The organism is Microbispora catharanthi, assembly GCF_006334915.2.
In the GTDB taxonomy this organism is placed as follows: Bacteria; Actinomycetota; Actinomycetes; order Streptosporangiales; family Streptosporangiaceae; genus Microbispora; species Microbispora catharanthi.
The window spans coordinates 256,620-270,869 of sequence record NZ_VDMA02000003.1 but is presented as its reverse complement, the minus strand read 5'-3'; the positions used below and the strand labels follow the sequence as shown (position 1 = coordinate 270,869).

Genomic DNA, 14,250 nt, shown 5'->3' with positions numbered 1-14,250 from the left:
TCCCAGAAGGCGGTTGTGCGGCGGCCTCGCGGAAAGCGTTTCATCCCGGGGCGTCCCCGTGAAGATCTCCGGGTGTGCGGGCCGCGCGGCCCGCGGGGACACGCTAGCCGCGACTCCCGCGCTCATCTGGGCGTTTCCCGGAATGGGTAAAGGTGCCTGTCATCGCGCGCTTCGTGCGACGCCGTCGTGACATGCCTCCCGCCTATGCCTGCCGTCCGCCGTGGCACGAACAGTGTGAATGGTGTGACAACCGGGAAAGAAGTGCAAACGTACTATCACGAAATTTCGTGTCAGTAAAGCCTTGTGTCGATATGGCGATAGATCCACTCCCGTTGACAGGCGTATTCCTAACGGATAAGCATGGGTCGCCGCTTCACGGCACTTATGGCGGCGCGAGCTGGCCATAATGGAGTGAATTCGCAACAAACGGCAAGACCGTAAACAGATTCGAGCGGCCCGAAAACAGATGGGCGCTCTCATCCCTGGGAGTCCCCCACCCATGAGGATCAGCGAGAAGACGTCGCAGGACGGCCGGGCACCTACACGGCCGGGCCTGTCCGGGCCGGCCGCACGCAGGCTGCCCGTTCCGCCGAGGGAGCGCAAGCCCGCGCTCGCCGCGCTCGCCGTCCTCCTCATCCTGGGCGGCGCGCTGGCCACCACGCTGCTGGTCATGCGCAGCGGCGACCGCGTCTCGGCCGTGCAGATCACCCAGCAGGTGGGGGCCGGGCAGCTGATTCCGCAGTCCGCGATGCAGGAGGTGCAGATCGCCGACACCGGCGTCGACTACGTCCCCTGGCGGTTCAAGGACCAGGTGGCCACGACGTACGCCGCGGTGACGCTGCTGCCGGGCACGCTGCTCACCCAGCGCATGACCGCCACGACGACCGACCAGGTCGGGCCGGGCAAGGCCAAGGTGGGCCTGTCGCTCAAGGCCGGCCAGATGCCCACCGACCTCAAATGGAGCGACATCGTCCAGGTGATCTACGTGCCGTCGGCGGGCCGGGGGTCGGGCAGCGCCCAGCAGAAGGTGCTGGCGACCGCCGCCCGCGTCGAGAGCGCGTCCTCCGGGCGGTCCGGGGGCGGGCTGGTCACGATCGTCGTCGACACGTCGATCGCGCCCACCATCGCCCAGTACGCCTCCAGCGGGGAGATCGCCCTCGTCACGCTCCCGGGGGTCAAGTGACGTGGCGCTGATCGTGCTCGCCGCCGACAAGGGGGCGCCCGGCGTGACCACCGCGGCGACCGCCCTCGGCGCCGTGTGGCCCCGTCCCGTGCTGCTGGCCGAGTGCGATCCCTCCGGCGGCGACCTCGCCTACCGGCTGCCGGGCGACGACGGGAGCGTGCTGAACCCCGGGCGCGGCCTGCTCAGCCTCGGCGCGGTCGCGCGGCGCGGGCTCCACGCGGAGCTGATCTACGAGCACACGCAGCGACTTGTCGGCGGCCTCGACGTGCTGGCCGGCCTGACCAACGGCGAGCAGGCGGCCGGCCTCACCTGGCTGTGGGGGCCACTCGGCCGGGCGTTCGCCGCCCTGCCGCAGGCCGACGTGCTCGCCGACTGCGGCAGGCTCGGGCTGCATCCCCAGATCGGCGACCTGGTGGCCGAGGCCGACCAGGTGGTGCTGTTCACCAGGGCCAGCCTCGACCACGTCGCCCACCTGCGCGAACGGCTGTCGCTGATCGGGCGCAAGGTCGGGATCGTGGTGATCGCCGACCCCCGGTCGTACCGGTCGTCCCTGGAGGAGATCCGGCGCATCGTCTCCGGCTGGGACGTCGCCTTCGTCGGCGGTCTCGCCTACGACCCGAAGGGCGCCGAACTGCTGCGCGGCCAGTGGGGCGGACGGCTCGACCGCAGCCTCCTGATCCGTACGGCCAGGGAACTGGCCACGCGCCTGGCCACGCAGCTGGCCGCGGGCGGCGAGACGGCGGCACCGCCCGCCGTCAGACGGGCGAAGAGGGAGCCGGAGGTGCGGTCGTGAACTCCCAGCGGCGGCCTATCGACCACGGCCTGGTGAAGCGGTTCCGGCAGGAGGTCGGCGACCGGCTGGCGCACCAGCGGCGGCTCGACCAGGCGAGCGGCGTGCCGCCGATGTCGGGGGAGGACGAGCGGCAGTTCGCCCGGGCGCTGATCGCGCAGGTGCTGGAGGAGCACGCGCGCAGCGAGATCGGCGTCGGGCGCACCCCGCCCACGGCCGAGGAGGAGGAGGCGCTGGCGGCGGGCATCCACGCCGCGCTGTTCGGCGTCGGCCGCCTCCAGCCGCTGCTCGACGACCCCGAGGTCGAGAACATCGACATCAACGGCTGCGACCGGGTCTTCGTCGGCTACGCCGACGGCCAGGAACTCATGCACGATCCCGTCGCGGAGACCGACGAGGAGCTCATCGAGCTGATCCAGATCCTGGCGGCGTACTCCGGCCTGTCGTCGCGGCCGTTCGACACCGCCAACCCGCAGCTCGACCTGCGCCTGCCGGACGGCTCCCGGCTGTCGGCCGTCATGGACGTCACCGTGCGGCCGGCGCTGTCGATCCGCCGCGCCCGCCTCGGCAAGGTGTTCCTCAGCGATCTCGTCGGGAACGGCACGCTCACCCCCGAGCTGGGCCGATTCCTCACCGCCGCCGTGGCCGCGCGCAAGAACATCATGATCGCGGGATCGACGAACGCGGGGAAGACGACGCTGCTGCGGGCGCTGGCCAACGAGATCCCGCCGCACGAGCGGTTGATCACGGTGGAGCGGGCGCTGGAGCTGGGACTGGACCAGTTCCCCGAGCTGCACCCGAACGCGGTGGCCTTCGAGCACCGCCTGCCCAACGCCGAGGGGCAGGGCGAGATCACGATGGCCGAGCTGGTGCGGCGGTCGCTGCGCATGAACCCCTCGCGCGTGATCGTCGGCGAGGTGCTGGGCGACGAGATCGTCACGATGCTCAACGCGATGACCCAGGGCAACGACGGGTCGCTGTCGACGATCCACGCCAACTCCAGCATGGAGGTGTTCAACCGCATCGCGACCTACGCGCTGCAGGCCGTGGAACGGCTGCCGATCGAGGCCACCCACATGCTCATCGCCGGGGCCATCGACTTCGTGGTGTTCATCGAGAAGCGCAACGACTACCACCGGGGAGGCACCCTGCGACGCTACGTGTCCAGCGTGCGGGAGGTCACGGGCTGCGACGGGCGGGTGCTGTCCTCGGAGGTGTTCGCCATGGCCGGCGACTACCTGGTGCCGCACGCCCCGATCTCCTGCGCCGACGAGCTGGCCGCCCACGGATACGACCCGGCGCGGGGAGCGTGGCGATGAGCGGCCTGCTGCCGGCGCTGCCTCCCGGTGTCCTCGACCCCCTGGTGCTGCTGGCCGGGGCCGCGGCGGGCGGCGGGCTCTTCCTGTTCGCCCTGGCCGTCTACGGCCTGCGCCCCCGCCCGGCGACGCCGGACGGCCGGGCCGAGCGGATGCGCCTGCTGCGCACCCTGTCCACGAGGTCGGCGATCGCGGCCGTGACGGGCGTCGTGGTGCTGGTGGTGACCGGCTGGCCGGTCATCGCGGCGGGAGCCGTGCTGCTGGTCCTGGCCTGGCGGGGCTTCACCGGCGGCGCGGCGGAGGAGCGGGCCGCCATGCGGCGCCTTGAGGGCCTGGCGGCGTGGACGGAGTCGCTGCGCGACACGATCGCGGGGGCGGCCGGGCTCGAACAGGCCATCCCCTCCTCGATCCGGGCCGCGGCCCCCATGCTGCAACCGCACCTGCGGGCCCTGGTCGACCGGCTGCACACGCGGATGCCGCTCGCCGACGCGCTGCGGATGTTCGCCGACGAGCTGGACGACACCTCGGCCGACCTCGTCGTGGCGGCGCTGATCCTCAACTCGCGGCTGCGCGGGCCGGGCCTGCGCGACGTGCTGTCGGCCCTGGCGGTCTCGGCGCGTGAGGAGCTGGACATGCGCCGGCGCGTGGAGGCCGAGCGCAGGTCCACGCGCAAGAGCGTGCAGATCGTGGTCGGCACCGCCCTCGCCTTCGCCGCCGCGCTGGTCGTCTTCAACCGCTCTTACGTCGAGGAGTACAACTCCGTGCTCGGCCAGGCCGTGCTCGTCGTGGTGGCGGGCCTGTTCGGCGCGGGGTTCGCCTGGATGCGGCGGCTCGCCCGCTTCGACAAGCCGGCCAGGATCCTCGCCCCCTACCACCGCCCGCGGTCCGCGGTGGCCGCGCAGGCGCAGCCGCCGGCGGAGGTGATCAGGTGATCGCGACGGTGCTCTGCGGAGCCGTGCTCGGCCTCGGGCTCTTCCTGCTGGTGCGGGCGCTGTTCCCGCCCCGGCCCGGCCTGACCGCCCGGCTCGCCGCGCTGGACCAGGCCCGCGACGGCAAGGGCGTGCCGCTGGCGCCGCTGATCGCGCCCGAGGAGGACGTCAGCGAGTTTCGCCGCATGCTCGGCCTGCGGCTCGCCCGGTTCTACGCGGCGCGCGGGTGGGAGGCACGGTCGACGAAGGCCGACCTCGCGCTGCTCGGCAAGTCGTTCGAGGGGTTCCTCGCGACCAAGCTGCTGCTCGGGGTTTCGGGCCTGCTGGCGTTCCCGCTCCTCGTCGGCTGGCTCTCGCTGATGGGATGGGGCGTCTCGGTGCAGGTGCCGCTCTGGTCGGCCCTCATCGTCTGCGTGATCTTCTTCCTGCTGCCCGACGCGCAGATCCGGCGGGACGCCGCCGTACGCCGCCGGGACTTCCGGCACGCCGTGGGCGCCTTCCTCGACCTCGTGTCGATGAACCTCGCAGGCGGCAGGGGAGTGCCCGAGGCGCTGATGATGGCGGTCGCCGTGGGCAGTCCCGTCACCACGCCCGGGGCGCTGAACGGCGCTGCGAACGGCCCTGTGAACGGCGCTGCGAACGGCCCTGCGAACGGCGCCGCCTCCGCTGTCACCACCGGGGCCGCGAACGGCGCGGGTCCCGCCCCCGGCTCCAACTGGGCGATGGAGCGCATCCGCGAGGCGCTGGCCAACGCCCGGATCGTCGGCATCACCCCCTGGCAGGCCCTCGGCCGGCTCGGCGACGAGATCAACGTGGACGAGCTGCGAGACCTGTCGGCCGCGCTCGGGCTCGTGGCCGACGACGGCGCCAAGGTCCGCGCCTCCCTCACGGCCCGCGCCGCCACCCTCCGCCGCCGCGAACTCGCGGAGGTCGAGGGCAAGGCGGGTGAGCGGTCCCAGTCGATGCTCGTCGCCCAGCTCCTGCTGTGCGCGGGGTTCGTGATCTTCCTCTCTTTTCCCGCAGCCATGAAGATGTTGGGGGCCTGATGCTCTGGTTCCACTATCTGATCGCCGTGCTCCACGTACGGCTGGACCGCGCCAGGAACGCTCCGTCCAGGGGAGCCTCCGCGGTCGAATGGGTGATCATCACCGCCATCATCGCCGGAGTCGCGCTCGGCCTGGCCACGCTGATCAAGCAGTTGGTCGAGCAGAAGCAGTCCGACATCCAGAACAGCTTCAGCGGCGGCGGCTCCGGCGGCGGCGCGGGCGGCGGCGGGGGTAACGGGGAGTGACCGTGCAGGGCGTGACCGGCCCCCGCGCCCCGACCGCCGCGCGCCGAGAGCGAGGTGGGCGGGTCGAGCGCAGCGAGCGGGGTGGGCTGATCGAGCGCCGCGGGCGGGCTCGGCGCATCCGGCGACGTGGGCGGGGCGGGCGTGGCGAGCGGGGTGCCACGGTGATCGAGCTCGCCATGCTCATGCCGATCGTGCTCGCCGTCGTGCTGCTGATCGTCCAGGTCACGCTCTGGTTCCACGGCCGCCAGGTCGCCGACGCCGCCGCGCGGGAGGGCGCGCGGATCGCCCGTGCGGGCGGCTCCGACGGCTGGCAGGAGGCGGCCGAGGGCAAGGCGCGGCAGATCGTGCAGGCGATCGGACCGCAGTTGCTGAAGAACGCCCAGGCGCAGGCGTGGGAGCAGGGCGACCAGCGCGGCGTGGAGGTGACCGGCAGCGCCGTCCAGGTGGTGCCGCTGCTGCCCGCGATGACCTTCACGATCACGTCACGCTTCGGCGGGCCCATCGAGTGCTTCCGCCCCGACGACGGCTCGGACGGCTGCGAATGACCCGGTCGGAGCACGGCTCGATGACGGCCGAGACGGTCATGCTGGCCCCGCTGTTCCTGCTCTTCCTGCTGTTCCTCGTCGGCGCGGGCCGGATCGTGGAGGCCCAGGGAGAGGTCAACGGGGCCGCACGGGACGCCGCCAGGGCCGCCTCCGTGCAGCGCACGGAGGCGGAGGCCGAGTCGGCCGCGAAGGAGGCCGCGGAGGCATCGCTCTCCGGCGACTGCTCGCCACAGGTGGACATGTCCGGCAGCGATTGGAAGATGGACGGCTTCGTCCGGATGACCGTGACCTGCGAGCTGAACCTCGACTTCCTCGGGTTCGGCGCCGCCAAGCAGATGTCGGGCACCTCGGTCGTGCCGCTCGAACGGTATCGGAGGGTCAAGTGACCCCGCAGCGTCCGCCTCGCGGGTGTGGTTCGCGTGTCCGTGATCGCCGGACCGCTCCGCGTCCCGCCCGAGTCACGTCAACGGTGCCGTGCGCCCTCATGAGGGCGCCGTCGCCCGTCGGAGGCGGGCGGGTGCGGGAGCGGGGCTCCATGTCGGTGTTCGTGGTCCTCTTCTCGGGGGTGGTGTTCCTGCTGGCCGGGCTGCTGGTGGACGGCGGGGCCGCCATGAACGCCCGCCTCAAGGCCGCCGACATCGCCGAGCAGGCCGCCCGCGCCGCCGCCGACCAGATCGACGTCGAGACACTGCGGGCCACCGGCCAGGTGCGGCTGCTCGCCGACGAGGGCGCGGTCTGCGGCGAGGCCGAGAAGATCACGGCGGACCAGGGGGCCGACGGCGTACGCATGACCGAGTGCACCGTGGGCGGCGGCCAGGCGGACGTCACGGTGGCGGTGTCGGTGCACTGGGACGCCTTCTTCCTGGCCGCGCTGGGCTTCGCCGGCTCCGACATGGAGGCCGAGGCCACGGCCGCTCCTGATCCGGGGGAGGCGTGACAGGGACACGGCCGCCGGGCGGCCGGCGGGAGGAGTTCGACCGCGAGGCCCAGCGGGGGCCCGGGCGGGGGGCCGCGCGCGGGGTCCCTGGAGGCGGCGTCCCCGGCCCGGCTTCGCGCGCGGATCGCGAGGCACCGGCAGCCGGCACGCCCGGGCGGGGCCCGCGACCGCGCCCCGAGGGCATGCCGTCCGTGCTGAGGCCGCAGCGGGCGCCCGAGCACTGGCACGACGACCGGCCCGTACGGCTGCGGGCCCGGCGTACGGCCGGGGACGTCCTCGCCGGCCTCGGGGCCCTGGTCGCGCTGGTGGGCCTGGTGGGCGGCGTGCCGTACGCGTTGCTCCGGCTGGCCGGTCCGCCGATCAGCGGTGACCTGCTGAACGCTGACCTGTTCACGAGCCAGGTCGGCCCCGAGACGATCATCGCGATCCTGATCCTCCTGGTGTGGCTGGCCTGGCTGCAGCTGTTCCTGTGCGTGGTCGTCGAGGTCTACGCGGCGCTGCGGCGGGTCGGCATGCCGGCCCGGGTGCCGCTGTCGGGCGGCACCCAGGCGCTCGCGAACCGCCTGGTCTCCGCCGTGCTGCTGCTGTTCACCGCGACCGCCGTGGCGATGCCCATCGCCCGCGCGGGCGCCCCCACCCCGATCCGGCCCCAGGTCGCGGCGCTGTCGGCGCCGGTGCCCCAGGCCGAGGCGGAGCGACCGGCCCTGCACGCCAGGGAGGTCAAGAAGGTCTACGTGGTCCAGCCTCCGCACGGGCGCCACCACGAGAGCCTGTGGGAGATCGCGGAGAAGTGCCTGGGGGACGGGCGCCGCTATCCGGAGATCTACCGGCTCAACCAGCACAAGGAGCAGCCCGACGGCAGCCGGCTGCACATGGCCGACCTCATCCGTCCCGGCTGGGTGCTCGACATGCCGGACGACGCCAGGAACGTCCACATCGTGCCGGTGGACGAGGACCGGCCGGAGACCCTGAAGGAGCACCGCCACGCACCCGCCGAACTCGACGGCGACACCCGGTACGCCGGGGGAGGGGCGACCGGCGGCGACGTCCACGCCGACCGGCACGCGACGGAGGACCGGCACGCGACTCCGGACCGGAACCCGACGGAGGACCGGCACGCGACGCCCGACCCGCGTCCCACCGCCGGTTCGCACACCGGAGGCACAACGGGAGGTGAAGGGGACACCACCCGCCCGGACCAGGGATCCGGCGACGGCGCTCGGCCGGGCGAAGCCGGGCGGTCCGGAGACGCCGGCCACGAGCGGGGCAGGGCGACACCCGAGCCGGGCAAGCCGGGGATCGTGCTGCCGCCGCCCGCGATGCCGCAGGACACCCTGTCGGAGCCGAAGGGCCGGACCGGCGACGCGAAGGACACCCCCGCCACCACCCGCGCGACGCCCACCCCGCGTCCGATCATCACGACCACCGTCCAGCCCGCGATCGCGCCCGCGGAAGCGGGCCACCGGACCGTCGACGAGCGGCAGGGCGGGCCGGTCCTCGCCGACTACCTGGCGGCCTCGTCGCTGGCGGCGGCCGGGCTGCTGGCCCTGCTCGGCCGCAGGCGGCGGGAACAACTGTGGCGCCGGGCCTTCGGATGGCGCATCGCCCGGCCGCGCGGAGACGCCGCCGAGGCCGAGGTCGCGATCCGCCTCGGCGCCGACGCCCCCGGCAGCCGCATGCTCGACATCGGCCTGCGCCTGCTCGGCCGCCTGCTGGCCGACGCCGGCCGGCGCCCTCCGACGATCTACGCCGTCCACCTGTCCAACCGGGGTCTCGACCTGTGGATCCACCCGGCCGAACAGGACGCGCCCGAGCCGTGGGAGTCCTGCGACGACGGACAGGTGTGGCGCCTTCCGGCCCACGAGGGACGCCGCATCGACGAGCACGTGCTGGCCGGGGTGCCCGCGCCCTACCCCGGGCTGGTCTCGCTCGGCACCGGACAGGGCGGCCGGGTCCTGGCCGACCTGGAGGCCGCCCACGGCGTGATCGCGGTCACCGGGGCGCACACCGTCGCCGCGCTGTCGGCGCTCGCCGTCGAGCTGGCCACCAACCGGTGGTCCGACCAGATGCGCATCACGCTCGTCGGCTTCGGCGAGGAGCTGACCCTGCTCGCGCCCGAGCGGATCAGGACGGCGAGCAGCCTGGCCGAGGTGCTGCCGGAGTTCGAGGAGCGTGCCCGCCACGACGGCGACGTGCTGACCGGCCGCATCCACAGCCGCGTGGCCGACCCCGCGTACGCCCCGCACTACCTCCTGTCGGCCATCCGCCCCGACGAGGACGAGGCGCGCCGCCTGGCGCTGCTCGGCAAGGGCACGCGTACGGCGAGCGGCTTCGTGATCGCGGGCGAGGTGCCGCACGCCACCTGGACGTGGGAGGTCACCGACGACGGCCGGGCCCGCGTGGACGCCCTGGGCCTGGACATCGAGGCGCACCTGCTGCCGCGCCGGCACTACGACGCCGTGATCAGCCTTTTCCGCACGGCCCGGCAGCAGGAGGGCGAGCCGCTCACGCCGGTGGTGGAGCGGCTGAGCGAGGAGCCGCCCTCCATCGAGGTGCGCATCCTCGGCCAGATCGAGATCAGCCCGGTGAACCCGCTCGAAGAGGGCCGGGCGGCCCTCGCCCACGAACTCGTCGTCTACCTGGCCACCCATCCGGACGGAGTGCACCCGGCCGTGCTGGCCGGTGTGCTGTGGCCGCGTGGCGTGCAGCTCGCGGTGCGCGACGCCACGATCGCCAGGGTCGCCGAGTGGCTCGGGCGCGACTCCGAGGGACGCCCTCACCTGTTCCTCGACCGGTCCGGGCGCCTGCGGCTCGGGCCGGAGATCCGTACGGACTGGCGGTTGTTCCAGGACCTCGTGCGGCAGGCAGGCGAGTGGGCCGACGCCGCCGCTCCAGCTGAAGGCAAGCCCGGTGACATGGAGGCCGACCTGCTGGAGCGCGCGCTCACGCTGGTGCGCGGCCCGCTGCTGAACGGCAGGCCGCCCGACCGGTACGCCTGGCTGGCGGCCGACCCCCTGGAGTACGACGTGACTGCCTGGGTGGCGGACGCCGCCCACGCGCTGTGCGAGATACGGCTGGCCCGCCACGACCCGCACGGCGCGGTGGCGGCGGCCCGGTCCGGGCTGCTGCTCGCGGCCGACGACGAGGGGCTGTGGCGCGACCTCCTCCGCGCGGCGCACGCCACCGGGGAGCCCGTCCGGCTGCGGGCCGTCGTCGACGGCCTGCTGCGCCGCGCCACCTCCCATCCGTACGGCGGCGGCATGGCCCCGGAGACGGAGGCGCTCATCGACGAGTTGCTGCCCGACTGGCGCCGGACCGTCTCCCCGGACCTCAGAAACCCGGACCTAAGAAACCCGAACCCCGGAAATCCGAACCTCGGAAACCCGGCGGACCTCAGAACCTCACGTCTCGCCTGATCGGAGCCCCAATGCCAGGGACGTCCTCCTCCGACTCATGCCGATCCACGCATAGCGCTGGCTCGTCCCCGACGGCCGTTTCCAGGGTGACAGCGGCGGGGGATCGCGTACTGCGGAGGACCCGGTGATGCGTCCAGGACTCGCCACGGCGTCGCTCGCCTCGGCCTGCGCGCTGCTCCTGTCGGCATGTACCGCGCCGGACGCGGATCGCGGCTTCACCCCGGGCGGCGGCGTGGCACCGGTCGCGGCGACGGCCTCGGGGACGCCGGGCCCGCAGCCGGGCACCGAGACGGTCACGGCGGCGCCCGGACTGACGGTCGAGATCGAGTGGCCGCTCGAGCCCGACCCGAAGCGGTCGGCCGTGATCAAGGCGTTCGCCGGCGACTTCACGGCGCAGTGGCGGGCCGTCGGCACCTCCGGCGGGGACCGCTCGTACGTGAAGGGGATCGATGCCGAGTCGTCCGCCTACATGGACGCCGTCACCTGGGTGCAGGGGTTCCTCAAGGACAGACAGTCGGCCCGGGGCGTGGCCAGGCTCTACGCCCTGCGGGTGCCCTCCGTCATGGGACGCGGGGCGGAGGCCGACGGCTGCGTCGACCTGACCGGCGTGCGGCTGACCGACCAGGAGGGCACCCCGTTGTCCCGTCAGCCCGCCTGGCTCAAACGCCCACGGGCGGTCTTCCTGCAGACCGCCGGCATGGGGCATGGCGACGACGGCGTCTGGCGGATCCGGCTCTACCGCCACGCGGACTATCCGGACGAGCGCGCGAAGGAGTGCCTGCGATGAGGCCCATTGCTGTGACGTCCCTGCTGGCGGGGGCCTTGCTCGCGGTGTGCGCGCCACCCGCCGCCGCCGACCCGGACGTCGGGGCGCACGGCGAGGCGTTCCAGGAGGGCAACACGGCCGGCGTCAGGCTGACCAACTCCAAGATCGGCCTGTCCGGCAACGGGCTCGGCGGCAAGAGCGACGGATACCGGATGCCCCGCCCCTGCTGGTATGAGCCGAACAGTTCGGCCGACGACATGCGCAACCTCCAGGCGCAGCAGAAGAAGCAGGCGGTGGAGGCGGGGCTGGACTACGACGTCGATCTCGGCAAGTTCGGCAGCAAGATCGGCGACAAGGGTCAGTGGTGGGGCGTCGCCTACGACGCCGGCAACCCGGACGGACCCTCGTGCGCCGCCGGACTCGAGCCGCTCGTCTGGGTGCCCGAGGGAACCACCCCCGCCGGGGGCATCACGCTTGAGCAGCTCATGCAGATCGCCCGCGCCGCGCTGACCGTGCCGGAGCCGAAGATCAAACTGAGCCCGGACGCCAAGAGCTACGTCAACCTGGGGACCTGGGTGTGGCTGGACGGAGCCGAGGCCGCCCCCCGGTCCGTCACCGCCACGCTGCCCGGGGTCATGTCCGCCACCGTCACGGCGACGCCGGACCACCTCGAGATCAAGTCCGGCACCAGCGGCGACCGCGCCGAGGTGTACGACAAGGGATGCGGCGCCACCGGCAAGCCGTACGTGAAGGGCGCCGACAAGGACGGAGAGGGCAAGCCGGAGTGCGGCGTCGTCTACCTGCACTCCTCGATCGACCAGCCGAAGAAGGTCTACACGCTCACCGTGACGAGCGTCTGGAACGTCGCCGGCAACGGCAACCAGGGCGGCGAGGTCGTCCCGTTCGCGTACGACCCGATCCAGGTCGCGGCGACCAGGGACGTGCCCGTCGGCGAGGTCCAGAGCATCGTCAAGGACTGACCCGTCCGCCCCGCCCCGCCGTCCGGGGGTGGGGCGGACGTCCGGATGACCCGCCCTCCGGGCCTCGGCCCCGCAGGCGGGTCAGGCGCGGGACTCGTGGGCGACCAGCCACTCCTTGACCGGCGTGCCGTAGTAGTAACTGCCGTAACCGCCGGTCGAGGGCACCACGCGGTGGCACGGCACGAACGGCGCGATCAGGTTCTGCGCGCAGGCCGACCCCGCGGCCCGCGCGGCCGTCCTGGGCAGCCCCGCCTTCTCCGCGAGCTGCGCGTAGGACACGGTGGTCCCGGCGGGCACGGCGCGCAGCGCCTCGTACAGGCGCTGCCGCGTGGGGGTGCCGGGCTGCTCGACGGGGATCCGGTCGAGCGCGTCGACCTTCCCGTCGAGGTACTCCCGCACGGCCTCGGCCGCGTCGCCGAGATCGTCCTCCCGCAGGGGAAACGCCCGCAGGGACGGCGAGAGCCGGGCGAACATCTCGCGGGGGTCGGCGGTGAAACCGGCCGCGACGAGCACGCCGTCGCGGGCGAGCAGAGCGAGGGGGCCCACCGGGGTGGGCACGGTCTGCGTGGTGATCATCTGTCGTGTCCTCGTGGTGTGGTGTCTGGATTGTCGGAGGCGTGGCTCCACAGGTGGAGCGCGGCGTACGCGCGCCAGGGCCGCCATCGCTCGGCCTCGCCCGCGGCGACGCCGAGCCGTTCCATCGTCCTGCGCAGCACGAGGTCGCCCTCGGGCCACGCGTCCGGGTCACGCAGCGCGCGCAGCGCGATGTAACCGGCCGTCCACGGGCCGATCCCGGGAATCTCCAGCAGCCCGGCGGTGGTGTCGGCGGGGTCGCCCGCGCCGTCGAGGTCGATCACGCCGGAGGCCACCGCCTCGGCCAGCGCCCTGATCGTGGCGACCCTGCGGGTGGTGAGCCCGAGGCCGTCCAGGTCGGCCGCGGCGAGCAGGTCGGCCGTGGGGAACAGCAACGGCACCTGGCCGGTCACGGCCGCGTCGGGGTTCCCGTTCTCGTCGGCGGAACGGTCGGGGACGGCGGGAACGCCGGCCCGGGCGGCGATGCGGCCCAGCAGGGTGCGGGCCCCGGCCACCGAGATCTGCTGCCCGACGACCGCCCGGACCGCCAGTTCGAACCCGTCGTACGCTCCCGGCACGCGCAGCCCGGGACGGGCCGCGACCAGCGGCGCGAGCGACGTCGAACCGAGGATCTCCCGCACCGCCCCGGGGTCGGCGTCGAGGTCGAGCAGGCGGCGGCAGCGGGCCACCAGCCGGGACAGCAGGTGCGTCTCGGTGGTCCGCACCGTAAGCCGGACATGTCCGGCGGCGGGCCGCAGCGTGATCGAGCCGCCCGGCACGGCCCGCGTGTAGGCCGTCACGTCGTCCCCCGATCGGCAGACCGCCTCCACCGAGGGGATCGCCCGGGCGGCGAGGAAGCGCAGCACCGACTGCGCGTCGTACGGCTCCCGGTGGCCGAGCCGCAGGGTCAGCCCGGTCGTGAGGGCGACCGGACCTCCCTTCTCGTGCACCGGCCCGTTGGCCCTGCGCAGCTCTCCCGGCGCGAAGCCGTACGACTCCTTCATCGCCGCGTTGAACTGGCGTACGCTGCCGAACCCGGCGGCGAACGCCACGTCGGTGATCGGCAGGGTGGTCTCGGTGAGCAGTTGCTTGGCGAGCAGCAGCCGCCGGGTGCGGGCGACGGCGAGCGGCCCGGTGCCGAGTTCGGCGGCGAACAGGCGGTGCAGGTGCCGCTCGGTCACGTGCAGGCGCCGGGCCAGCCCGGCGACGCCGGACTCGTCGGCCACCCCGTCGTCGATCAGCCGCAGCGCGCGTCCGACCAGGTCGGCGCGGACGTCCCAGCCGGGGTCGCCGGGGCTGAGCTCCGGACGGCAGCGGCGGCAGGGCCGGAACCCGGCGGCCTCGGCCGCGGCGGCGTGGCGGTAGAAGCGGACGTTGCCCCGGGCGGGGGTGCGGGCTGGGCAGATCGGGCGGCAGTAGATGCCGGTGGTGGTGACAGCCGTGTAGAAACGCCCGTCGAAGCGGGAGTCCCGCGCGGAGACGGCGAGGTAGCACGCGTCGAAGTCGAGCTGTCGTGTGGTCACG

Annotated in this window: 14 protein-coding genes; 12 read left to right on the top strand and 2 right to left on the bottom strand. The window is 73.6% G+C overall.

The annotated features are described in order from the left end of the window. Positions 1–499 precede the first annotated feature (499 nt). From FH610_RS06965 to FH610_RS06905, 12 genes are all read left to right on the top strand, one after another. A complete protein-coding gene (locus FH610_RS06965; RefSeq protein WP_139573450.1) occupies positions 500–1,183 on the top strand; it encodes a hypothetical protein in 684 nt (227 codons plus the stop codon). Position 1,184: 1 nt separating this feature from the next. Beyond that, the gene (locus FH610_RS06960) at positions 1,185–1,976 is read left to right on the top strand and encodes a CpaE/TadZ family protein (protein WP_139573449.1); all 792 of its coding nucleotides are present in this window, start codon (positions 1,185–1,187) and stop codon (positions 1,974–1,976) included. Next, on the top strand, positions 1,973–3,292 hold the full coding sequence (locus tag FH610_RS06955; protein WP_240808812.1) for a TadA family conjugal transfer-associated ATPase: 1,320 nt from the start codon (positions 1,973–1,975) through the stop codon (positions 3,290–3,292). The genes FH610_RS06960 and FH610_RS06955 overlap by 4 nt, the downstream gene beginning before the upstream one ends. Further along, positions 3,289–4,221 carry a type II secretion system F family protein gene (locus tag FH610_RS06950; RefSeq protein WP_139573448.1) on the top strand — a complete coding sequence of 311 codons (933 nt, stop codon included), beginning with the start codon at positions 3,289–3,291 and terminating at the stop codon, positions 4,219–4,221. The genes FH610_RS06955 and FH610_RS06950 overlap by 4 nt, the downstream gene beginning before the upstream one ends. After that, on the top strand, positions 4,218–5,264 hold the full coding sequence (locus FH610_RS06945; protein WP_139573447.1) for a type II secretion system protein: 1,047 nt from the start codon (positions 4,218–4,220) through the stop codon (positions 5,262–5,264). Before FH610_RS06950 ends, FH610_RS06945 begins: the two co-directional genes overlap by 4 nt. Further along, positions 5,264–5,509 carry a hypothetical protein gene (locus tag FH610_RS06940; RefSeq protein ID WP_139573446.1) on the top strand — a complete coding sequence of 82 codons (246 nt, stop codon included), beginning with the start codon at positions 5,264–5,266 and terminating at the stop codon, positions 5,507–5,509. Before FH610_RS06945 ends, FH610_RS06940 begins: the two co-directional genes overlap by 1 nt. A gap of 161 nt (positions 5,510–5,670) precedes the next feature. Then, on the top strand, positions 5,671–6,054 hold the full coding sequence (locus FH610_RS06935; RefSeq protein WP_240808811.1) for a TadE family protein: 384 nt from the start codon (positions 5,671–5,673) through the stop codon (positions 6,052–6,054). Positions 6,055–6,074: 20 nt separating this feature from the next. After that, positions 6,075–6,440, top strand: a complete 366-nt coding sequence (locus FH610_RS06930; protein WP_161627931.1) for a TadE/TadG family type IV pilus assembly protein — start codon at positions 6,075–6,077, stop codon at positions 6,438–6,440. Between the two features lie 98 nt (positions 6,441–6,538). Then, a complete protein-coding gene (locus FH610_RS06925) occupies positions 6,539–6,991 on the top strand; it encodes a pilus assembly protein TadG-related protein (protein ID WP_240808810.1) in 453 nt (150 codons plus the stop codon). Positions 6,992–7,182: 191 nt separating this feature from the next. Next, positions 7,183–10,407, top strand: coding sequence for a bacterial transcriptional activator domain-containing protein (locus tag FH610_RS43560; protein ID WP_205825606.1), 3,225 nt, complete (start codon positions 7,183–7,185; stop codon positions 10,405–10,407). A gap of 127 nt (positions 10,408–10,534) precedes the next feature. Continuing rightward, complete coding sequence (locus FH610_RS06910) at positions 10,535–11,194, top strand: hypothetical protein (protein WP_139573444.1); 660 nt, start codon at positions 10,535–10,537, stop codon at positions 11,192–11,194. After that, positions 11,191–12,153, top strand: coding sequence for a hypothetical protein (locus FH610_RS06905; protein ID WP_139573443.1), 963 nt, complete (start codon positions 11,191–11,193; stop codon positions 12,151–12,153). Before FH610_RS06910 ends, FH610_RS06905 begins: the two co-directional genes overlap by 4 nt. An 81-nt stretch (positions 12,154–12,234) precedes the next feature. Here the strand turns inward: FH610_RS06905 and FH610_RS06900 are convergent, their stop codons facing one another. Next, a complete protein-coding gene (locus FH610_RS06900) occupies positions 12,235–12,729 on the bottom strand; it encodes a methylated-DNA--[protein]-cysteine S-methyltransferase (protein WP_139573442.1) in 495 nt (164 codons plus the stop codon). Next, positions 12,726–14,249, bottom strand: coding sequence for a DNA-3-methyladenine glycosylase 2 family protein (locus FH610_RS06895; RefSeq protein ID WP_139573441.1), 1,524 nt, complete (start codon positions 14,247–14,249; stop codon positions 12,726–12,728). Before FH610_RS06895 ends, FH610_RS06900 begins: the two co-directional genes overlap by 4 nt. Position 14,250: the final 1 nt, after the last annotated feature.